The following is a 20,085-nucleotide window of genomic DNA, read 5'->3' as shown; positions in this document are numbered from 1 at the left end:
CCGATCCGAACCGGGAGGGGTGCAGGGTGTTCAGCCGCATCGCCGTCGTCAACCGGGGCGAGCCCGCCATGCGGCTCATCCGCGCCGTCCGCGAGCTCGACGCCGAGCACGGGTCACGGACCCGCGTCATCGCCCTGCACACCGAGGCCGAGCGCCGGGCCACCTTCGTGCGCGCCGCGGACGAGGCCGTCCAGCTGCGGGAGACCGGGGCGGCCAACCCCTACCTCGACCACGCCGAACTCGCCCGCGCCCTGCGCGCGAGCGGCGCCGACGCGGCCTGGGTCGGCTGGGGGTTCGTCGCGGAGGACCCCGCCTTCGCCGAGCTGTGCGCCGACCTCGGGGTCACCTTCATCGGCCCGACGCCGGAGTCGATGCGGCTGCTGGGCGCCAAGATCGAGGCGAAGGTGCTGGCGGAGAAGGCCGGCGTGCCCGTGGCCCCGTGGAGCGGCGGCGCGGTCGAGACCCTCGACGACGGGCGACGGCACGCCGGCACCATCGGCTACCCCCTCATCGTCAAGGCCCGCAGCGGCGGCGGCGGCCGCGGCATCCGGGTGGTCCGCAGCGAGGCCGAGCTGGAGGAGGCGCTGACCCGCACCCAGGCCGAGGCGCACCGCACCTTCGGTGACCCCGTGGTGTTCATGGAGCGGCTGGTCGAGGGCGGCCGGCACGTCGAGGTCCAGGTGATCGCCGACCGGCACGGCACGGTGTGGGCGCCCGGTGTCCGCGACTGCTCGGTGCAGCGGCGCAACCAGAAGGTGCTCGAGGAGTCCAGCTCCCCGGCGCTGTCCGAGGAGCAGGACGCCGCCCTGCGCACCTCGGCGACCGCGCTGGTCAAGGCGGCCGGCTACGTCGGCGCCGGGACCGTGGAGTTCCTGTACCAGCCCGACGAGCGGCTGTTCACCTTCCTCGAGGTCAACACCCGGCTGCAGGTGGAGCACCCGGTGACCGAGGAGGTCACCGGCCTGGACATCGTCAAGCTGCAGCTGCACGTCGCCGCCGGCGGCCGGCTGGAGGGCGACCCGCCCGCACCGACCGGGCACGCCATCGAGGCGCGGCTCAACGCCGAGGACGCCGAGGCCGGCTTCGCCCCGGCGCCCGGCCGGGTCGAGCTCATGCGCCTGCCCACCGGCCCGGGGGTGCGGGTCGACACCGGGATGAGCGTCGGCGACGTCATCCCGCCCGCCTACGACTCGATGGTCGCCAAGGTCATCGCCTGGGGCCGCGACCGGCCCGAGGCGCTGGCCCGCCTGCGCTGCGCCCTGCGCGAGACCACCGTCGTCCTGCGCGGCGGCACCACGACCAAGTCCTTCCTGCTGGACCTCCTGGACCGGCCCGAGGTGGTCGCCGGGACGGCGGACACCGGGTGGCTGGACCGCGCCGACACCGGGGTCGCGACCCCTGAGGTCGCGTCGGCGTGGGTCGCCCTGGTCCAGGTGGCCATCGACGTCTCCGACGCCGAGGAGGCCTGGGAGCGGACGGCCTTCCTGGCCTCGGCCCAGGGCGGGCGGCCGCGCGCGCCGCACGGCGTGGGCCGGCCCATGGACCTGGGCTACCGCGGGCAGGTCTACCGGCTGACCGTCGCCCGCATCGGCCCCGACCGCTACCGGGTGGGGCTCGACGGCCGGTCGGTCGACGTCGAGCTGGACCGGCTGAGCCCGCTGGAGAGCCGGCTGGCCGTCGGCGACCGGCGCCACGCCATCGTGGCGGTGACCGCGCCCGGTTCCCACCTGGTCGAGGTGGACGGCGTCGCGCACCGCGTGAGCCGGGACGCCGGCGGGACGGTGCGGGCCCCGGCTCCGGCCGTGGTCGTCGCCGTCCGCGTCCAGCCCGGCCAGGAGGTCGAGGCCGGGCAGACGATCGCCGTCCTCGAGAGCATGAAGATGGAGACGGCGGTGCGCGCGCCCTTCGCCGGGCGGGTCCGGGAGGTGCTCGCCGCGGTCAACGCGCAGGTCGACGCCGGCGCCGCCCTGCTGAGCCTGGACCGGGCCGGTGGGGACGCCACCGAGGCGACCGGCGAGCGGGTCGAGCTGCCCGACGGCGCCGTCACCGCCGCCCCTGCCGACGCCCGCGACCGCGCCGCGGCGCTGCTGTCGGGCATGCAGGCGCTGATCACCGGCTACGACATCGCGGCCGGCCACGCGCGGGAGCTGGTCGCCGAGTACGGCCGCGTCCGGGCGGAGCTCCCCGTCGACGACGCCGAGCTCGTGCAGCGGGAGCTCGCCGTCCTCACCACCTTCGCCGACCTGGCGGAGCTCTCCCGCAACCGCCCGGCCAGCGAGGAGGAGGAGGCCGACCAGCAGGTGCACAGCCCGCGGGAGTACTTCCACGCCTACCTGCACTCGCTGGACGTCGAGCGGGAGGGGTTGCCGGACAGCTTCCGCGAGCGCCTGTCGCGGGCGTTGCGGCACTACGGGGTCGAGGAGCTGGAGCCCGGGCCCGCGCTGCAGGAGGCGGTGCACCGCATCTTCCTCGCCCAGCAGCGCGTCGCCGACCACCTGCCCGCCGTCCTGGCGCTGCTCGACCACTGGCTCACCGCCGCCGACCTGCCCGCCGACCCGGTGCGGTCGCAGGTGGCCGAGGTGCTCGATCGCCTCGTCGTCGCCACGCAGCTGCGCTACCCCTCGGTGGGCGACCTCGCCCGGGCCGTCCGCTACCGGTACTTCGAGGAGCCGGTCGTCCAGCAGGCCCGCCAGCAGGTGCTCGAGGAGGCCCGCCGGCTGCTGGCCGAGCTCGACGAGGCCGCGGAGCGGGGCGACGCCGGCCCGGGCGGGTCCGGTGGGGGCATCGACCGCATGGAGGCGCTGGTCGCCAGCCCCGAGCCGCTGATCACCCTGCTGGCGCAGCGGTTCGATCGGGAGACGACCGTCCCCGACCCGGTGCTGGAGGTGCTCACCCGGCGCTACTACCGCAGCCGCGCCCTCCAGGACGTGCGCACCACCCTGCTCGACGGGCGGTCGTGCGTCACCGCCGACTACGAGCTGGCCGGCTCCCGGCTGCACCTCGTGGCGCTCATGGTGGAGGCCGGCGGCCTGCCCGCTGCCCTGGCCTCACTCGAGCCGGTGTTCGCCGGCGTCGCGAACCCGGCCGGCCTGGTCGTCGACCTCTACCTCTCCTGGCCCGACCGGCCGGCCGACGGCGACGAGGTCTCCGCCGCCGTGCGGGACCAGCTCGCCGGCACCGCGGCGCTGCGGGCCGGCCGCCGGGTGACGGTGACCGTCTGCACGCCCGACGGCGAGGTGGAGCCGTTCACCTTCCGGCCCACGCCCGCTGGTGCCGACGGCGGTGGCCTGGCCGAGGAGCGGATCGTCCGCGGTCTGCACCCGCTCACCGCGCAACGGCTCAACCTGTGGCGGCTCAAGCACTTCGACGGGGAGCGGGCGCCCTCGGCGGAGGACACCTACCTGTTCCACATCACCGGGCGGGAGAACCCCAACGACGAGCGCTTCATCGCGATGGCCGAGGTCCGCGACCTCACGCCCGTACGGGACGACGCCGGCGAGGTCGTCGGCTTCCCGACGCTGCAGCGGCAGCTGACCTCCTGCCTGGACAGCCTGCGGCGCGCGCAGTCCCTGCGCCGGTCCCGGCGGCCCCTGCAGCACAACCGGGTCTACCTCTACGCCTGGCCGTCCATCGAGGTGCCGCTGTCCCAGGTGGCGGCCTTCGCCCGCACCGCCGCCCCGCTGACGGTCGGCGCCGGGCTCGACCAGGTGGTGCTGCTGGCCCGGCTGCAGGAAGAGGAGGGCCGCCCGCCCCGCGACGTGGCGCTGCGGTTCTCCGCCCGGCCCGGCACCGGGGTGCGCATGGAGGTGACCGACCGCCCGACGGAGCCCATGCGCCCGCTGGACGAGTACACCGAGAAGGTGCTGAGCTCGCGGGCCCGCGGCGCCCCCTACCCGTACGAGCTGGCCCCGTACCTGGCCGGGCCCGACGGCAGCTTCGTCGAGCACGACCTGGACGACCGCGGGCGGCTCGTGCCGGTCCAGCGGCCCCCCGGCCGCAACCGCGCCGGGCTGGTCGTCGGCGTGGTCACCACGCCGACCGAGCGCTACCCCGAGGGCGTCACCCGGGTGGCGCTGTTCGGCGACCCGACCAAGCAGCTGGGCACGGTCTCCGAACCCGAGTGCGCCCGCGTCGTCGCCGCCCTCGACCTGGCCGAGGAGCGCGGCATCCCGGTCGAGTGGTTCGCGCTGTCCTCCGGCGCCCGGATCTCGATGGACAGCGGCACCGAGAACATGGACTGGGTGTCCCGGGCGCTGCGGCGCATCATCGAGTTCACCCAGGCCGGCGGCGAGATCAACGTCGTCGTCGCGGGGATCAACGTCGGCGCCCAGCCCTACTGGAACGCCGAGGCCACGATGCTCATGCACACCAAGGGCATCCTGGTCATGACGCCGGACAGCGCGATGGTGCTCACCGGCAAGCACTCCCTGGACTACTCCGGCGGGGTGTCGGCGGAGGACAACTTCGGCATCGGCGGTTACGACCGCGTGATGGGCCCCAACGGGCAGGCGCAGTACTGGGCGCCCAACCTCACCGCCGCCTGCCAGCTGCTCACCCAGCACTACGAGCACACCTACCGCGCGCCGGGGGAGCGGTGGCCGCGGCCGGCCCGCACCACCGACCCGCGGGACCGGGACGTGCGCGACTTCCCGCACACCCACCCGGCCAGCGACTTCCGGAGGGTCGGCGACATCTTCTCGCCGGAGACCAACCCCGACCGGAAGAAGGCCTTCGACATCCGCACGGTCATGCGGTCCGTGGCCGACGCCGACCACCCGACGCTGGAGCGCTGGGCCGGCATGGCCGACGCCGACACCTCCGTCGTCTACGACGCGCACCTGGGCGGCCACCCGGTCACCCTGCTGGGCATCGAGTCCCGGCCGATCCCGCGGCGCGGCAGCTACCCGGCCGACGGTCCCGACCAGTGGACGGCGGGCACCCTGTTCCCGCGGTCGTCGAAGAAGACCGCCCGGGCCATCAACGCCACCAGCGGCACCCGTCCGCTGGTGGTGCTGGCCAACCTGTCGGGCTTCGACGGCTCGCCGGAGTCGCTGCGCAACCTGCAGCTGGAGTACGGCGCCGAGATCGGCCGGGCCATCACCAACTTCGACGGCCCGATCGTCTTCTGCGTGGTCTCCCGCTACCACGGCGGCGCCTTCGTGGTCTTCTCCGGCGTCCTCAACGACAACATGGAGGTCCTGGCCGTCGAGGGGTCCTACGCCTCCGTCCTGGGCGGGGCGCCGGCCGCCGCCGTCGTCTTCACCCGGGACGTCGACCAGCGCACCGCCAAGGACCCCCGGGTGCGGGAGCTGGAGGCCAGGATCGCCGCCGCCGACGGCGTCGAGGCGGCCCACCTCCGGGTGGAGCTGGCCGCGCTGCGCACCACCGTCCGATCCGAGAAGCTCGGCGAGGTGGCCGCCGAGTTCGAGGCCGTCCACAACATCGAGCGCGCCCAGCAGGTGGGCTCCGTGCACGCCATCATCCCCGCCGCCGAACTCCGCCCCCGCCTCATCGCCGCGGTCGAGCGCGGGATGGAGCGCGCCGGCACCCAGCCGTCCCCGTAGCCCCCGAGAGGACCAGGCATGAACGCGTTCGTCCTGAACCGGCACGGCCGCATGGTGTTCCCGTCCAACATCGTCCCGGAGCTGGACTTCTCGACGGTGGAGACCCTCGACCAGCTCGACAGCGTCATCCGGCGGGACTTCGAGACCAAGGCCCCCAGCGGGACCGACATCCTCGACAAGGTGCGGACCGGTGGGTACTCCACCCGCTACGCGCTCATGCGCGACCTCGCGCTCAACCTGTTCTGGGCCAACCGCTTCTCGATCACCATGTACGAGAAGCGGCCCACCCGCTGGGCCGACGTCCCGCGGAACCGGCCGGACGTCTTCCTCCCGGTCCTGGAGCCGTGGGAGGAGGGGGAGACGAAGGTCGCCGCCGTGCAGGAGGCCTACGCGTCCCTGCCGGCGCAGTGGGACGCGGAGGTCGAGGACCGGATCTTCGGCGTCCTGTTCGACGTCTTCGGCAACCGCAAGCACCACGCCACGACGTTGCCGGCGATCAAGCCGACGGTCGCGGAGTTCCTGGAGAAGCCCGGCAGCCTCACCTTCCGGTTGCCCTCCTACGACCCCGACTACCCGGTCTACGACTACCGGGACATCCTCGACTGCGACGAGGAGGTGCCCGAGCTCGAGGCGCTGCACCGCTGGGCGATGGTGCTGCACAACCAGTACCCGTGGGACCGCACGCAGGTCGAGCTGGCCGAGGCCGGCCAGCTCGCCGACGACGACTACGTCGTCGTCTTCACCCCGCGCGACAAGACGGTCCGGGACTTCCTGCGGCGGCTGGAGGACGGCGGCCAGAGCCGCCCGGCGCCCCAGCCGCGGGAGTCCCGGCAGCCGGCGCGGCCGTTCCGGGAGATCGACGTCCGCCGCGACTTCCGGGTGATGCCGCGGCTGGAGTCCCTGGCCGTGGTGCACGGCGACCAGGTGTGCAGCAACGACGACCTGATCCGCAACACCGCCTACAACTGGTCGCCCATGAGCGCCGAGGAGATCAGCCAGAAGACCGGGATCGAGCAGCGCCGGTACAGCTCGGTCACCGTGGAGGAGCTGGCGCTGCAGGCTGCCGAGGCGGCCCTGGAGAAGGCCGGACGGGGGCCCGAGGAGATCGGCGCGGTGCTGGTCTGCACCTGCACCAGCTCCCGGTTGATCCCGTCCCTGGCCACCTACCTGTGCGGTCAGCTCGGCATCTACCAGACCCTGGCCGCCTACGACCTCATCGCCGCCTGCGCGGGCATGCCCTACGGCCTGGCCGACGCCACCCGGCTGCTGCAGGAGGTCGAACGGCCGGTGCTGGTGGTCTGCGTGGAGAAGTTCTCCGACAAGATCGGCAACGTCCGCACCTCCCGGATGATCTTCGGGGACGGCGCGGCCGGGATGGTGGTCGGCCCGGCCCCCGAGGGTGCCGACCCCGACCTGCTGGTCATGAAGACCTACGCCAGCGGCCCGGCCAGCGAGGTGAACTCGATCCTCTGGCCCAACCCCGAGTTCGACAACAACATCACCGTGTTCGGTCCGCAGGTGAAGGCACTGGCCGGCCGCTACCTGGCGCAGATGATCGAGGAGCTCTCCGCGCTGCCCGACCCGGACGGCCGGGCCGGCTCGCTCATGGAGAGCGTCGACCTGATCGTGCCGCACCAGGCCAACAAGACGATGGTGATCCAGCTGGCCGAGCGCGCCGGGCTGACCGCCGACCAGCTGTACTTCAACATCGAGACCGTCGGCAACACCTCCTCGGCGAGCATCCCGCTGGCCATCCACGACGCGGTGCGCGACGGCGTCCTCACCGAGCCGGCCCGCATCTTCGCGCCCGGGTTCGGCGCCGGCGCCGTCGCCGGCTACGCGATCATGCGCGTGGACCCCGCGATCGTGGCGGTGCAGCGGGGGGCCGCACCGGGGGCCGTCGCCGAGCAGCCGGCCGGCCCGCCGGCGGTGGAGACCGACCCCGGCGAGCTGCCCCGGCCCTCCGACGACGTCGGCGTCGCCTTCGGCTGAGTCGGGCGGGACCGACCCCGGACCGGAGGGGGCACTGTGGCGAGCCGGACGCCCGAGGGCGACACCGCGGACAACGAACTGCTGCTGGAGGACCACCGCGACGGGCACCCGGTCGCCCCGTACCGGGCGCTGTGGGCGGTGCTGCTGCTCGGCTGGGTGGTGAGCTACGCCGACCGGACGGTCACCGGCCCGGTCATCGCCTGGATGATCGAGACCGAGTCCGGGTTCATCGGCGACGCGAGCAACCCGGCGACCGTCGGCGGCCTGGTCGGCTCGATGTTCTTCCTGGGCTACATGCTCACCCAGTACCCGGGCGGGCGGCTGGGGGACCGGTACGGCCACCGCGAGATGATCATCGTCTCGCTGCTGGCGGCGGCGGTGCTCACCGTCGTCTCCGGGCTCATGACCGGCCTGGTCGCGTTCGTCGCCGCGCGCGTGCTGACCGGCCTGGGCGAGGGCGTCTTCTACTCCAACGACCGGACGCTGATCATCAACCACACGCCGGTGGCCCAGCGGACCCTCGGCCTGGGCGTGGTCATCACCGGCCTGTCGATCGGCCTGACGCTGGGCATCGTGCTCACCCCGGTGCTCATCGACTGGGGCGGCTCCCTCGGCATGGGGGACGGCGCCTGGCGGATGCCGTTCTTCGTCTTCGCCGCCGCGACGCTCGTCGTCGTCACCGTCGCCTACGTGTTCTTCCGGTCCCGGCTCGGGGGGCCGATGCGGCTGGGCGCCCCGTTCGGGCAGCTGGCGCTGTTCTCGGCGCCCACCTTCGTCGTGATCGTGGCGCTGTTCCTGCTCGCCGACAGCCTCGAGTGGCCGGAGTGGCTGACCGCGACGATCGCCTCGGTCATCGCGCTGGTCTACATCGCGGTGATCGTCCGCAGCGTGCAGCGGTCCGGCCGCGGGCCGGCACTGCTCAACCGCAACCTGTGGCTGATCTACATCGCCTACATCGCGATCCTGTGGAACCTGTGGTTCTTCAGCTTCTGGTCGGTGCAGATCGTCCGGGAGGCGGCGCAGAGCAGTCTCATCGCGGCGGCCCTGACCGCGGCGTTCAACGCCGGCGCCGGGATCCTCGGCTTCCCGGTCGGCGGCTGGCTGGCCGACCGGGCGATCCGCACCGGCCGCGGGCGCAAGCCGCTGGCGCTGGTGTGCACCGGCGTGTACTCCGTCCTGGTGCTGGCGTTCGGCTGGAGCATCTCCGGCGGCCGGGAACCGTCCCTGCTCCTGCTCGGCCTGCTGCTGTTCTCCTCCGGCGTCTTCTTCAACGCGCTGCAGCCGATCGTGCAGGGCATGACCGGGGACCTGGTGCCGGCCGGGGAACGCGGCTCGGCCTTCGGGATGCTCAACCTGGTCTCGGAGATCGGTGCCGTGCTCAGCCCGGTGGTCAGCGGGATCCTGCGCGACGCCACCGGAAGCTGGGCCACCGGTGTCTACGTCGCCGCCGGGATCATGATCGTCTCCTTCTTCCTCTACGCGCTGGTGCGGGAGGCCCCCGCCCACCACGAGGACCCGATCCCCGCCTGAGCCTCTGGAGGAACGCCATGTCACAGCCCGGTGCGGCGCCCAGCCACGCCGCCTTCCGCAGCTTCCCGTCCAACGCCTGGTACGCCGCGGCGTGGGACCACGAGGTGGGCCGCAACCTGCTGCCCAAGACGATCGCCAACCGGCCGATCGTCTTCTACCGCACCGCCGCCGGCCGCGCGGTCGCCCTGGCCGACGCCTGCTGGCACCGGCTGGCACCGCTGTCGATGGGCAAGCTGCGCGGGGACGACGAGATCATGTGCGGCTACCACGGCATCTGCTACGACGCCGACGGCCGGGCGACCTTCATGCCGGCGCAGGAGACGATCAACCCGAGCGCGACCGTGCACTCCTACCCGGTGGTCGAACGGCACCGCTACGTGTGGGTGTGGCCCGGGGACCCGGCGCTGGCCGACCCCGACCTCGTCCCCGACCTGTACATGAACGACCACCCCGACTGGGCCGGCGACGGCAAGACGATCCACGTCAACTGCAGCTACCAGCTGATCGTCGACAACCTCATGGACCTCACGCACGAGCAGTTCGTGCACGGGTCGAGCATCGGCCACGACGCACTATCGGAGTCCGACTTCGAGGTCACCCACGACGCCCGGACGGTGACGGTGACCAAGTGGATGCTCGGCATCGACCCGCCGCCGTTCTGGAAGCGCAACCTGCAGGACCGCTTCCCCGACTACGAGGGCCCGGTCGACCGGTGGCAGATCATCCACTTCACCGCGCCGTCCACGGTGGCCATCGACGTCGGGGTCGCCAAGGCCGGCACCGGGGCCCCCGAGGGCGACCGCAGCCAGGGGGTCACGGGCACGGTCATCAACACGATGACCCCCGAGACCGACCGCACCTGCTTCTACCTGTGGGCCTTCGCCCGCGACTGGTGCCTGGACAAGCAGGTCATCACCACCCGGCTGCGCGAGGGCGTCTCCGGCGTCTTCTTCGAGGACGAGGTGATGCTGGAGGCGCAGCAGCGCGGGATCGAGGCCAACCCCGGCTACGACTTCTACAACCTCAACATCGACGCCGGGAGCATGTGGACCCGTCGCATCGTGCAGCGCATGATCGACGCCGAGCTCGGTTCGGACGCCGAGCCGCCCGCCGAGGCCTCCGGCGACGCCGCGGTCGCGATGGGTGCGGTCACCGGTGCGGCCAACGCCGCGGTGCACGAGGAGGGCACCGGGATGGCCGCCGAGGTCGCCGGCGGCATCGCCGGGCACCGGCAGCAGCCGACCGTGGGCCTCATGGGCCGCGGGCTCTAGGCGCCGGCGATGGCGGCCACCAGCGCCAAGAAGTGGCGGCGGGCCCGCGTGCTGGACGTCTGCGAGGTCGCCCAGCACGTGCGCCAGGTGGTGCTCGAGCCGGAGCACCTGGAGGCGCCGGCTCCACCGGGCAGCCACATCGACATCGGCGTCTACGTCAACGGCCGGGCCGACGTCCGCTCGTACTCCGTCGTCGGGATGGGGGCCTACGGCACCGAGATCGTCCTCGGCGTGCAGCTGGCCCGGCAGAGCCGCGGCGGGTCGGCCTACATGCACGCGCTGCGCCGCGGCCAGGAGGTGTCGATCACCCAGCCGCTGCAGAACTTCCCCCTCAACTACGGCAAGCCCGCCTACGTGCTGGCCGCCGGCGGCATCGGCATCACCGCGCTGGTCGCGATGGGCAAGGCGCTGCGAGCCCGTGGCGCGGACTACCGGTTCGTCTACGGCGCGCGCTCCCGGGACCTGATGGCCTTCGCCGACGAGCTGGTCGCCGAGCACGGCGACCGGCTCCAGTTGCGGGTCGACGACGAGGGCACCGGGCTGGACGTCGCCGAGCTGGTGGCCGGCGTGCCCGACGGCGGGGAGCTCTACGTCTGCGGCCCGACCCCGATGCTGGACGCGATCAAGGCCGCCTGGGCCGCGGCCGGGCGGCGGCCGGCGGACCTGCGGTTCGAGACCTTCGGCAGCAGCGGCCGGTTCGCCCCCGAGGCGTTCACGGTGCGCATCCCGCGGCTGGGGCTGGAGACGCTCGTGCCGCACGACGTGTCGATGCTCGAGGCGCTGGAGGCCTGCGGCGCGGACATGATGTTCGACTGCCGCCGCGGTGAGTGCGGCCTGTGCCAGGTCAAGGTGCTCGGCGTCGAGGGCGTCATCGACCACCGCGACGTCTTCCTCAGCGACGCCCAGCACCAGGCCGGCGACCGGCTGCAGAGCTGCGTCTCCCGGGTGGTCAGCGCCCGCACCGGCGGGCTCGCCGGAGCCGACGGTCAGCCGGCGGCGGTGACCATCGACGTGCCCTGACCCGGGGCGGGGCGGGGCGGCGCCGGCCGCGGGTCAGCGGGCCAGGAAGTGCACGCCGAGCCACAGCCAGACCACCAGGACCGCCACCCGGCCGGGCGTCGTCCGCAGGGCGGCGCCGACGGCCCGCGCGACGGTCACCCCGTGGACCCCGCGCCGGGCGGCGGCCTGCAGCGCGAGGGCGGCGAGCAGGAGGGCGGCGAAGCCGACGGCGCTGACCGTGGCGCCGCTCATCCCGGCCGCCGCAGGCAGCGCGGTCGGGTGGCGATCCAGGCGCCGCCCGCCAGCCAGCACGCCGTCGCGGCGGCGCGGGCGAGCGGGTGCGCCAGCACCGGGTCGGCGAGGTCGCTGAGCGACGGCAGGTCGCCGTCGGCCAGCGTCACCAGCTCCCAGGCGACGGCCGCCGCCAGCCACCCCAGCCAGGGCAGTCCCCGCCGACCCACCGGCGGCGCCCCCTTGCCGGCCCGCCGGGCCAGGGTCACCCCGGACACGACGAGTCCGGCCCCGACGACGGCCACCAGCGCACCGGGGGAGAGCTCCCCGGCGGTCGCGACCGTGACCACGCACGCGCCCGCCAGGGCCGTCAGGGTGAGCCGACGGGGTCCGGGGCAAGACAGCACCCGTGCATGCTGACGCCCCCGACCGGCGCAGGGCGACGGCCCTGGGCGCGGCCCTGGTGGTCGTCCTCGGAGCCTGGAACAACGTCGTCGTCCCCCGGCTGCCCGCCCGGCCCGGTGCCTACGTGGCCGCGAACGTCCTCGCCACCGGCGTGCTGCTGGCGGCCGCCCGGTCCGCCGGCCTCTCGTCGGCGGACCTCGGCCTCGACCGCGGCCGGCTCGCGGCAGGGGCGCGGCAGGGCGGGGCCTGCGCCGCGGTCGTCGCGTCCGGCTACGCGGTCGCGCTGGCCGTCCCCGGCGCCCGGCCGGTGCTGGCCGACGCCCGGGTGGCCGGTCTGGACGGCCGGGGGATCGCCGGCCAGGTGCTGGTCCGGATCCCGCTGGGCACGGTGCTGTGGGAGGAGGTCGCGTTCCGGGGCGTGCTGCCGGCCGTCCTCGCCCGGCGGGTGTCCCCGGCACGGACGGCGGGCGCCTGCGCGGTCCTGTTCGGCACCTGGCACGTCCGGCCCACCCTCGACGCGCTCGCGGTCAACGGCCTGGCGGCCGGGCGCCGGCAGCGGGTGGTGGCGGTGCTCCTGGCGTGCCTGGGCACGGCGGCCGCGGACGTGCTGTTCGGGTGGCTCCGGCGGCACAGCGGCAGCCTGCTCGCCCCCGCCCTGCTGCACCTGGCGGCCAACTCGCTGGGGGTCGTGGCCGCCGCCGCCGCGCACCGACTCCGGTGAGCCGCGCGGTCCACCGGTCCTCCACCCCGGTCGCCCACCGGGCTACGTTGGCGGGATGGCACCGCCGGAGGAGGGCCCCGACCGTTCGGTCCGCCCGCTGGAGGACTCCATCCGCACGGGGCTGGCCGGCTCCTCGACCTACGCCGGCTACCTCGACCTGGACCGGCTGCTGAGCGCCCAGCACCCGCGCAGTGAGCCCGAACACCACGACGAGCTGCTGTTCATCGTCCAGCACCAGACCAGCGAGCTGTGGTTCAAGCTGGTGCTGCACGAGCTGCGGGCCGCGCGCCGGCACCTGGCCGACGACGAGCCGGCGCCGGCGCTGAAGTGCCTGGCCCGCGTCAAGAACATCCAGCGGACGCTCACCGAGCAGTGGTCGGTGCTGGCCACCCTCACCCCGCGCGAGTACGCCCAGTTCCGCGGCGTCCTCGGCTCGGCCTCCGGCTTCCAGTCCCACCAGTACCGGGCCGTGGAGTTCATCCTCGGCAACAAGAACGCCGCCGTGCTCGCGGTCTTCGACGGCGAGCCGGACGCCCGCGCGGTGCTCGCCGGGCTGCTGGAGGAGCCGACCCTCTACGACGAGTTCCTCCGGCTGCTGGCCCGCCGCGGGTTCGCCGTCCCGGCCGGGGTCCTGACCCGCGACGTGCGGGAGCCGTGGACCTTCCGGCCGGAGCTGGTGCCGGTGTTCCGCGAGGTCTACGAGGACCCCGACGCGCCCTGGGACGTCTACGAGGCGTGCGAGAGCCTGGTCGACATCGAGGACAACGTGCAGTTCTGGCGCTTCCGCCACCTGCGCACGGTCCAGCGCACCATCGGCGGCAAGACCGGCACCGGCGGCTCCTCCGGGGTGGGCTTCCTGCGCCGGGCCCTGGACCTCACCTTCTTCCCCGAGCTCTACGCCGTCCGCACCGAGATCGGCACCTGACGGCCTTGTCGCGTCCGGTGCCGGGGGACGAGCATGGCGGCGCCGTCCAGCACGAGGAGGCCGCGATGACCCAGGACCGCACGGACCCGACGGGTGACTACTCCTACGACCTGGTCCACGAGGACGCGGCGACCGCGGCCGGCCCGCCGCAGCCCCCGCACCCGGGGCCGCCGCCGTCGGCCGGCCCGGACCCGGACGCCGGCGACCACTCGTACGACGAGGCCCACGACTTCCGGTCCCGGTGACCGGCCGGCCCGCCGCGGGATGATCCCGGGGTGCCGCAGCTGCTCGTCGTCCACCACACCCCCTCGCCGTCCCTGCAGGCGGTCCTCGAGGCGGTGCGCGAGGGCGTCGCGCTGGTCGAGGGCGTGCAGCTGACGGTGCGCCCGGCGCTGTCGGCCGGGCCGGCCGACGTGCTGGCGGCCGACGGCGTGCTGCTCGGGACCCCCGCCAACATCGGCTACATGTCCGGCGCCCTCAAGCACTTCTTCGACACCGTCTACTACCCGTGCCTGGACGCCACCGCCGGGCTGCCGTACGGGGTGTACGTGCACGGCAACGACGACACCGCCGGGGCGCTGACCAGCATCGCGCGCATCACCGGGGCGCTGCGCTGGAAGCAGGTCGCCGCACCCCTGAGCCTCACCGGCACGCCCGGCCCGGCCGACCTGGAGGCCTGCCGGGAACTCGCCGCGACGGTGGCGGTGAGCACCTAGCCAGCACCATCCCGCCGCAGGGCGGGCGGACGACGGGAGATGCGGGTGGACGGCGTCCTGGTGGTCGACGCGCTCGTGGCCGTCCTGGCCGTCTCGCTGCTGGCGCCGCTGCTGGTGGGGCTGCTGCCCCGCCTGCCGGTGCCGCAGGTCGTGCTGCTGCTGGCCGGCGGCATCCTGATCGGCCCGCAGGTCCTCGGGCTGAGCTCGCCGGACGGCGTCCAGGTGCTCGCCGACGTCGGCCTCGGCTTCGTGTTCCTGCTCGCCGGCTACGAGGTGGACCTGCGGCTGTTCCGGGAGGACGCCGGGCGGCGGGCCGTCGTCGCCTGGTCGGTCTCGGTCGTCCTGGCCCTCGGCGTGGTGGCGCTGCTGGCCGCGGCGGGCCTGGTCCGGGCGTTCGTGCCGGTCGCGCTGGGACTGACCACCACCGCGCTGGGCACGCTGCTGCCCGTGCTGCGTGACAACGGGCTGCTCGCCGGGCGGCTCGGGCGGTACCTGCTGGCCGCCGGCGGCGTGGGCGAACTGTTCCCGGTGCTGGCGATCGCGCTGTTCCTGGGCTCCCAGAACCGGTTCACGGCGCTGGCCTCGCTGGCGGCGGTCGCGGTGCTCGCGGTGCTGCTCGGGCTGGCCCGCCGGGCGGTGCGCGACGGCGGGCGGCTGGCCACGGTGGTCCTGCTCGGGCAGCACGAGACCGCCCAGATCACGCTGCGCGCGACGATCCTGCTGCTGATCACCCTGATCGCGGTCACTGACGAGTTCCACCTCGACGCCGTCCTGGGGGCCTTCCTCGCCGGCGTCGTCCTGCGGCGGTGGGCGGGCGGGGCGTCCCCCGTGCTGGAGTCCAAGCTCGACGCCGTCGGGTACGGGTTCTTCATCCCGGTCTTCTTCGTGTACTCGGGGATGAGCCTGGACCTGCACTCGATCGCCGAGGCGCCGCTGCGGGTCGCGCTGTTCCTCGCGCTGGTGCTCGCCGTCCGCGGGGCGCCCGCGCTGCTGGTCTACCGCGGCGTGCTGACCTGGCGGCAGCGGGGCCAGACCGCGCTGGTGACGGCGACCGCGCTGCCGGTGCTCGTCGCGCTCGCCGAGATCGGGCTGCGCAACGGCACGATGCTGCGGGAGAACGCGGCGGCGCTCGTGGGGGCCGGCGTGCTGACCGTGCTGGTGTTCCCCGCGCTGGCCGTCGCCCTCGGCCGGCCGGCGGCCGGGCCCCCGCCGGGGGACCGGCCCGCCGGCCGGGGGAGCAGGCGCCGTCCCAGCGGCCCGGTGGCCGACAGCAGGAGGAGGGCGGGGTAGCCACCGCCGTGAGCGGCACCCCGGGCGGCAGGGCGCCCAGGACGGGCGGTCACCCCTCCGCGTGCGGCGCGCCGACGACGGCTCCGGCACGGGGGCGGTGCGGCACGTCGGCGAACAGGTCGACCAGCGCGTCCCAGCGGGTCCGCCGGCCCGGTGGGAACCGTGCCTCCGACCTCCGACGCCGGGCCGAGCCGGCCGGGTACCGCCGCCCGGCCCAGAACGAGGAGGGCCGCGCCAGGCGCACCGCTCCGACCAGCGCCACCACGGGCACGAACACGCCCACCACGCCGAGCACGACACGGCCCTTGAGGATCGCGGCGAGGGCCAGGGCGAGGTCGGCGACGACCACGACGGCGAACGGCACCTCACCCGGCGCCCGGGCGGCGTCGAACGGGTTCGCGCCCACCAGCAGCAGCGCGCCCACGACCAGGGCGATGAGGACCGCGTCGATGGAGCTGCGCCCCTCCTGCGACCAGTAGACGTCCTCCAGGTGCAGCCACAGGGCGAACTCGTCCAGGGTCAGCGCGGCGCCCACCCCGAAGAGGACGGCGAGCAGGTTCCACCAGGCACCGTCGGGCCGGTAGGTCAGCTCGACCAGGCCGGTGCCCAGCAGCAGGAAGATGCCGTACACCTCGTGGTGCAGGTGGACGCCGCCGATGCTGGCGTCCCGGAACGGGCCGCGGCCGGTGCGGATGGCCCGCGTGACGAACCGCGTGACCAGGAAGGTCAGCAGGAACGCGCCCAGCATCCAGGCGACGACGACCCGGTGGCCGGTCAGCGCCGGGAGGAGCTCCAGACCGATGTCCACCGACGCCACCGCCCCCTCCAGGCCCGGCCACCGATGGTGCAGCCCGCGCCCGCCGGTGACCAGGGGCGACGTCCCGGGTCAGGGACCGCGGCCCCTGGCACCAGGGCGCCGGAGACGGCAGGGTCCGCGCGGAACCCCGGACACCGCCGGAGGGAGAGTCCCGTGCGACAGCCGCCACCGCCCCGTCGCGCCCGCTGGGCCGCTGTCGGCGCCGCCGCTGTACTGGCGGTCGCCGGCTGCGGCGCGGGCAGCGACGCGGAGACCCTCCAGGAGACCCCGGACGTCGCCGGTGTGGACGGCACGGTGGGCCGGGTCTCGCTGGACGACGTCTTCCTCGACGCCGAGGACACCGTCGCTGCGGGGGACTCCGTGCCGCTGCGCGGCGTGCTCACCAACGACGCCGAGGAGACCGACCGGCTCGTCGGCGTCACGACGCCGGCCGCGCAGTCGGTCCAGCTCCTCGACGAGTCCGGCCAGGTGAGCCCGGGGCTCGAGCTGCCGGCCGGCGGACAGGTGGAGGCCGTCACCGGCCCGGTGCGGATGCAGCTGGAGGGCGTCACCGGGCCGATCGCGCCCACCGACACCGTGCGGGTCACCTTCACCTTCGAGACCGCCGGGGAGGTGGCGCTCGACGTGCCGGTCGTCCCGGGCCCCGGTCCGGTGGACTGAGCAGCCGTCGGCCGACCACTGCGCAGGCTCTCGCCGCACGGGCGGGTCGGCCGGCGCGGCGGGGGTACCGCAGCGGCGTGGACGGCGGCGCGGGACCCCGAGAGGGCAGCATCCGGCTCCGGGACGGCCGGGTGCTGGCCTACGCGGAGTACGGCGACCCGGACGGGCGGGCGGTGCTGGGCTGCCACGGCTCGCCGAGCTCCCGGCTGGAGCGGCACGTGGAGGACCCGGAGGACTACCGGCACTGGGGCGTGCGCTTCCTGGTGCCCGACCGCCCCGGCTTCGGCGGCTCCGACCCGCAGCCGGGCCGCCGGGTGACCGACTGGCCCGACGACGTCCGCCAGCTGCTGGACACCCTGGGGGTCGGGCGGCTGGACGTGCTCAGCCTCTCCGGGGGCGCGGCCTACGCCCTGGCCTGCGCCGCCGCCTTCGGGGACCGGGTGCGCGGGGTGGGGGTGCTCGGTGGGGCCCCGCCGCCCGACGTGCCGTGGCCGTGGCACGACTGGGTGCCGCACCAGCTGCGGTCGGCGGCCCGGCGGTCCTCGCCGGTGGCCGCGCTGCTCAAGCCCCTCTTCATCCCCGCCGCACGGCGCCCGGCGCTGATCCCGCGGTACCTGGAGGTGCGGCTGAACCCGGCCGACCGCCGGGTGATCCGGCGCCCCGTCGTCCGGCGGCTCCTGGTGGCGACGTTCACCGAGGGGCTGCGCAACGGCCCCGGGGTGGTCGCCGAGGACCGCGCGCTGCTGCTGCACCCGTGGGGTTTCCCGCTGTCGGCGGTGACCCAGCACGTGCACATCTGGCACGGCACCCAGGACTGGGAGGTGCCGGCGGCCCTGGCCCGGGTGCTCGCGGCGATGCTCCCCCGGAGCACGGTGCACTGGCTGCCCGGCGAGGGTCACTTCTTCGTCTTCGACCACGCCCGGCGGGTGTACTCGGCACTGCGGGCGTGAGCCGGGCCGCCGTCGCCCCGGATGGCGGGCCCGGCGCACCGGGTGTGCGATGGAGCGGCGTCGTCGCTGCCTCCCGGGAGTCGCCATGCCCCGCCGTGCCCCCACCCTGATCGCCGCGGCCGCGCTGGCCGCCGGCGTCGTCACGACCGCCCCGCCGGCCGCCGCGCACGGGCCCGACCCCGGCAAGCAGCCGGTCGCGGTGGGCACCGGGGGCGCGGTGGCCACCGTGGACCCCGACGCGACCCGCATCGGCCTGGAGGTCCTGGCCGCGGGCGGCAACGCCGCCGACGCGGCGGTCGCCGCGGCCGCCGCACTGGGGGTCAGTGAGCCGTACTCCGCCGGCGTCGGCGGCGGGGGCTTCTTCCTCTACCACGACGCCGCCACCGGCACGGTCTCCTCGATCGACGGCCGCGAGACCGCGCCGCAGGCGATGGGCCCCGACGCCTTCCTCGACCAGGCGGGCAGCCCCCTGCCGCTGCAGGAGGCGGTGCAGAGCGGCCTGTCGGTCGGCACGCCCGGGACGCCGCTGACATGGGAGCGGGCGCTGGCGGAGTTCGGCACCCTGTCGCTGGCCGAGGCGCTCGAGGGGGCGACCCGGCTGGCCGAGGAGGGGTTCGTCGTCGACGAGACGTTCCGGCAGCAGACCGCCGACAACGAGGAGAAGTTCCGGCGGTTCGCCGCCTCCGCGCAGCTGTGGCTCCCGGGCGGCGCGCTGCCGGAGGTCGGCTCGGTGTTCCGCAACCCCGACCTGGCGCGCACCTACGAGGTGCTCGCCGCCGAGGGCGCCGGTGCCTTCGCCACCGGGGAGCTGGCCGGCGACGTCGTGCGCACCGCCCAGGACCCGCCCGAGGCCGCCGGCCAGCCGCCCGTGCGGGGCGGCCTGCTCACCGAGGCCGACCTCGCGGCCTACGAGGCGCCGCTGCGCGAGCCGACACGGGTGGGGTACCGGGGCCTGGAGGTCGTCGGGATGGCGCCACCGTCCAGCGGCGGGTCGACGGTCGGGGAGGCGCTGGGCGTCCTCGAGCGGTTCCCCCTCGCCTCGCTGCCCGACGCCGACGCGCTGCACCTCTACCTGGAGGCGTCGGCCCTCGCCTTCGCCGACCGCAACGCGTACGTGGGCGACCCGGCGACCACCGACGTGCCCCTGGCCGAGCTGCTCTCCGACGGGTTCGCCGCCGAGCGCGCCTGCGGCATCGACCCGGCCCGGGCAGCGGCCCGGCCGGTGGCGGCCGGGGTCCCGGACGGCGCGTACGAACCCTGCCCCGCACCGGCGGGGGCCGTGGTGGGGGCGGGCAGCGAGGGGCCGTCGACCACCCACCTCACCGTCGCCGACGCCGACGGGAACGTCGCCAGCTACACGCTGACCATCGAGCAGACCGGGGGGAGCGGCATCACCGTGCCCGGCCGCGGGTTCCTGCTCAACAACGAGCTGACCGACTTCACCTTCGCCGCCGCCGACCCGTCGCGTCCGGAGCCGAACCTGCCCGGCCCGGGCAAGCGGCCGCGCAGCAGCATGGCGCCGACGATCGTGTTCGACGACGGGGCGCCGGTGCTGGCCCTCGGCTCGCCCGGCGGGGCCACGATCATCACCACGGTGCTGCAGACGCTGGTCGGCCGGCTCGACCGCCAGGCCGACCTCGCCGAGGCGATCGCCGCGCCGCGGGCCAGTTCGCGCAACGGAGCGACGACGGACGCCGAGCCGGCCTTCCTCGCCGCGTACGGGGCCGACCTCACCGCGCGCGGGCACGTGTTCGCCGAGGTGACCGAGATCGGCGCCGCGACCGGCGTCGAGTTCCTGCCGGGCGGGCTGCTGCTCGCCGCGGCCGAGCCCGAGCGACGCGGTGGCGGCAGCGCCGGCGTCGTCCGCGACGTGCTCGCCGACGTGGACGCCGGGTAGGGGGGGGGGGGGGGGGGGGGGGGGCGCCCCGCCCCCCCCGCCCCCCCCGCCCCCCCCCCCCCCCGCCCCCCCCCACACCCCCCCCCCCCCCCCCCGCCCCCACAACCACACAACCCA

16 protein-coding genes are annotated in these 20,085 nt (G+C 75.0%); 13 read left to right on the top strand and 3 right to left on the bottom strand.

All coding sequences use genetic code 11. The features are described 5' to 3' along the window. The first annotated feature begins 26 nt into the window (after positions 1-26). From ACI78V_RS20780 to ACI78V_RS20760, 5 genes are read left to right on the top strand one after another with little or no spacing between them, the layout of a single operon-like run. On the top strand, positions 27-5,564 hold the full coding sequence (locus ACI78V_RS20780) for an ATP-binding protein (RefSeq protein WP_456854208.1): 5,538 nt from the start codon (positions 27-29) through the stop codon (positions 5,562-5,564). An 18-nt stretch (positions 5,565-5,582) separates the two neighbouring features. Then, positions 5,583-7,556 carry a 3-oxoacyl-ACP synthase III family protein gene (locus ACI78V_RS20775; protein ID WP_456854206.1) on the top strand — a complete coding sequence of 658 codons (1,974 nt, stop codon included), beginning with the start codon at positions 5,583-5,585 and terminating at the stop codon, positions 7,554-7,556. Between the two features lie 36 nt (positions 7,557-7,592). Further along, positions 7,593-9,086, top strand: coding sequence for an MFS transporter (locus ACI78V_RS20770; protein ID WP_456854204.1), 1,494 nt, complete (start codon positions 7,593-7,595; stop codon positions 9,084-9,086). Between the two features lie 17 nt (positions 9,087-9,103). Continuing rightward, positions 9,104-10,357: an aromatic ring-hydroxylating dioxygenase subunit alpha gene (locus ACI78V_RS20765; RefSeq protein ID WP_456854202.1), complete on the top strand. Its 1,254-nt coding sequence runs from the start codon at positions 9,104-9,106 to the stop codon at positions 10,355-10,357. Positions 10,358-10,366: 9 nt separating this feature from the next. Further along, positions 10,367-11,377 (top strand): PDR/VanB family oxidoreductase, encoded by a 1,011-nt coding sequence (locus ACI78V_RS20760; protein WP_456854200.1) that lies wholly within the window; start codon positions 10,367-10,369, stop codon positions 11,375-11,377. A gap of 33 nt (positions 11,378-11,410) precedes the next feature. Here ACI78V_RS20760 and ACI78V_RS20755 read toward each other — a convergent pair whose 3' ends face one another. Then, positions 11,411-11,608 carry a DUF6186 family protein gene (locus tag ACI78V_RS20755; protein ID WP_456854198.1) on the bottom strand — a complete coding sequence of 66 codons (198 nt, stop codon included), beginning with the start codon at positions 11,606-11,608 and terminating at the stop codon, positions 11,411-11,413. Continuing rightward, on the bottom strand, positions 11,605-11,937 hold the full coding sequence (locus ACI78V_RS20750) for a hypothetical protein (RefSeq protein ID WP_456854196.1): 333 nt from the start codon (positions 11,935-11,937) through the stop codon (positions 11,605-11,607). Before ACI78V_RS20750 ends, ACI78V_RS20755 begins: the two co-directional genes overlap by 4 nt. A 59-nt stretch (positions 11,938-11,996) precedes the next feature. Here ACI78V_RS20750 and ACI78V_RS20745 point away from each other — a divergent pair, with 59 nt between their 5' ends. From ACI78V_RS20745 to ACI78V_RS20725, 5 genes are all read left to right on the top strand, one after another. Next, the gene (locus ACI78V_RS20745) at positions 11,997-12,713 is read left to right on the top strand and encodes a CPBP family intramembrane glutamic endopeptidase (RefSeq protein ID WP_456854194.1); all 717 of its coding nucleotides are present in this window, start codon (positions 11,997-11,999) and stop codon (positions 12,711-12,713) included. A gap of 55 nt (positions 12,714-12,768) precedes the next feature. Then, complete coding sequence (locus ACI78V_RS20740; RefSeq protein ID WP_456854192.1) at positions 12,769-13,638, top strand: tryptophan 2,3-dioxygenase; 870 nt, start codon at positions 12,769-12,771, stop codon at positions 13,636-13,638. A gap of 65 nt (positions 13,639-13,703) precedes the next feature. After that, positions 13,704-13,883, top strand: a complete 180-nt coding sequence (locus ACI78V_RS20735) for a hypothetical protein (protein ID WP_456854190.1) — start codon at positions 13,704-13,706, stop codon at positions 13,881-13,883. A gap of 30 nt (positions 13,884-13,913) precedes the next feature. Continuing rightward, the gene (locus ACI78V_RS20730; protein WP_456854188.1) at positions 13,914-14,354 is read left to right on the top strand and encodes a flavodoxin family protein; all 441 of its coding nucleotides are present in this window, start codon (positions 13,914-13,916) and stop codon (positions 14,352-14,354) included. 45 nt (positions 14,355-14,399) lie between these two features. Continuing rightward, positions 14,400-15,644: a cation:proton antiporter gene (locus ACI78V_RS20725; RefSeq protein ID WP_456854186.1), complete on the top strand. Its 1,245-nt coding sequence runs from the start codon at positions 14,400-14,402 to the stop codon at positions 15,642-15,644. Positions 15,645-15,693: 49 nt separating this feature from the next. Here ACI78V_RS20725 and ACI78V_RS20720 read toward each other — a convergent pair whose 3' ends face one another. After that, on the bottom strand, positions 15,694-16,461 hold the full coding sequence (locus tag ACI78V_RS20720) for a hypothetical protein (RefSeq protein ID WP_456854184.1): 768 nt from the start codon (positions 16,459-16,461) through the stop codon (positions 15,694-15,696). A 153-nt stretch (positions 16,462-16,614) separates the two neighbouring features. Here ACI78V_RS20720 and ACI78V_RS20715 point away from each other — a divergent pair, with 153 nt between their 5' ends. From ACI78V_RS20715 to ggt, 3 genes are all read left to right on the top strand, one after another. Then, on the top strand, positions 16,615-17,121 hold the full coding sequence (locus ACI78V_RS20715) for a copper chaperone PCu(A)C (RefSeq protein WP_456854182.1): 507 nt from the start codon (positions 16,615-16,617) through the stop codon (positions 17,119-17,121). A gap of 77 nt (positions 17,122-17,198) precedes the next feature. Next, on the top strand, positions 17,199-18,071 hold the full coding sequence (locus tag ACI78V_RS20710; protein ID WP_456854180.1) for an alpha/beta fold hydrolase: 873 nt from the start codon (positions 17,199-17,201) through the stop codon (positions 18,069-18,071). An 85-nt stretch (positions 18,072-18,156) separates the two neighbouring features. After that, entirely contained in the window at positions 18,157-19,968 is a 1,812-nt protein-coding gene (ggt, locus tag ACI78V_RS20705; protein WP_456854178.1) for a gamma-glutamyltransferase, read from the top strand. The last annotated feature ends 117 nt before the right edge of the window (positions 19,969-20,085 follow it).

It is taken from the genome of Geodermatophilus sp. SYSU D00742 (assembly GCF_054049935.1).
This window is presented reverse-complemented; position numbering and strand designations above follow the sequence as displayed.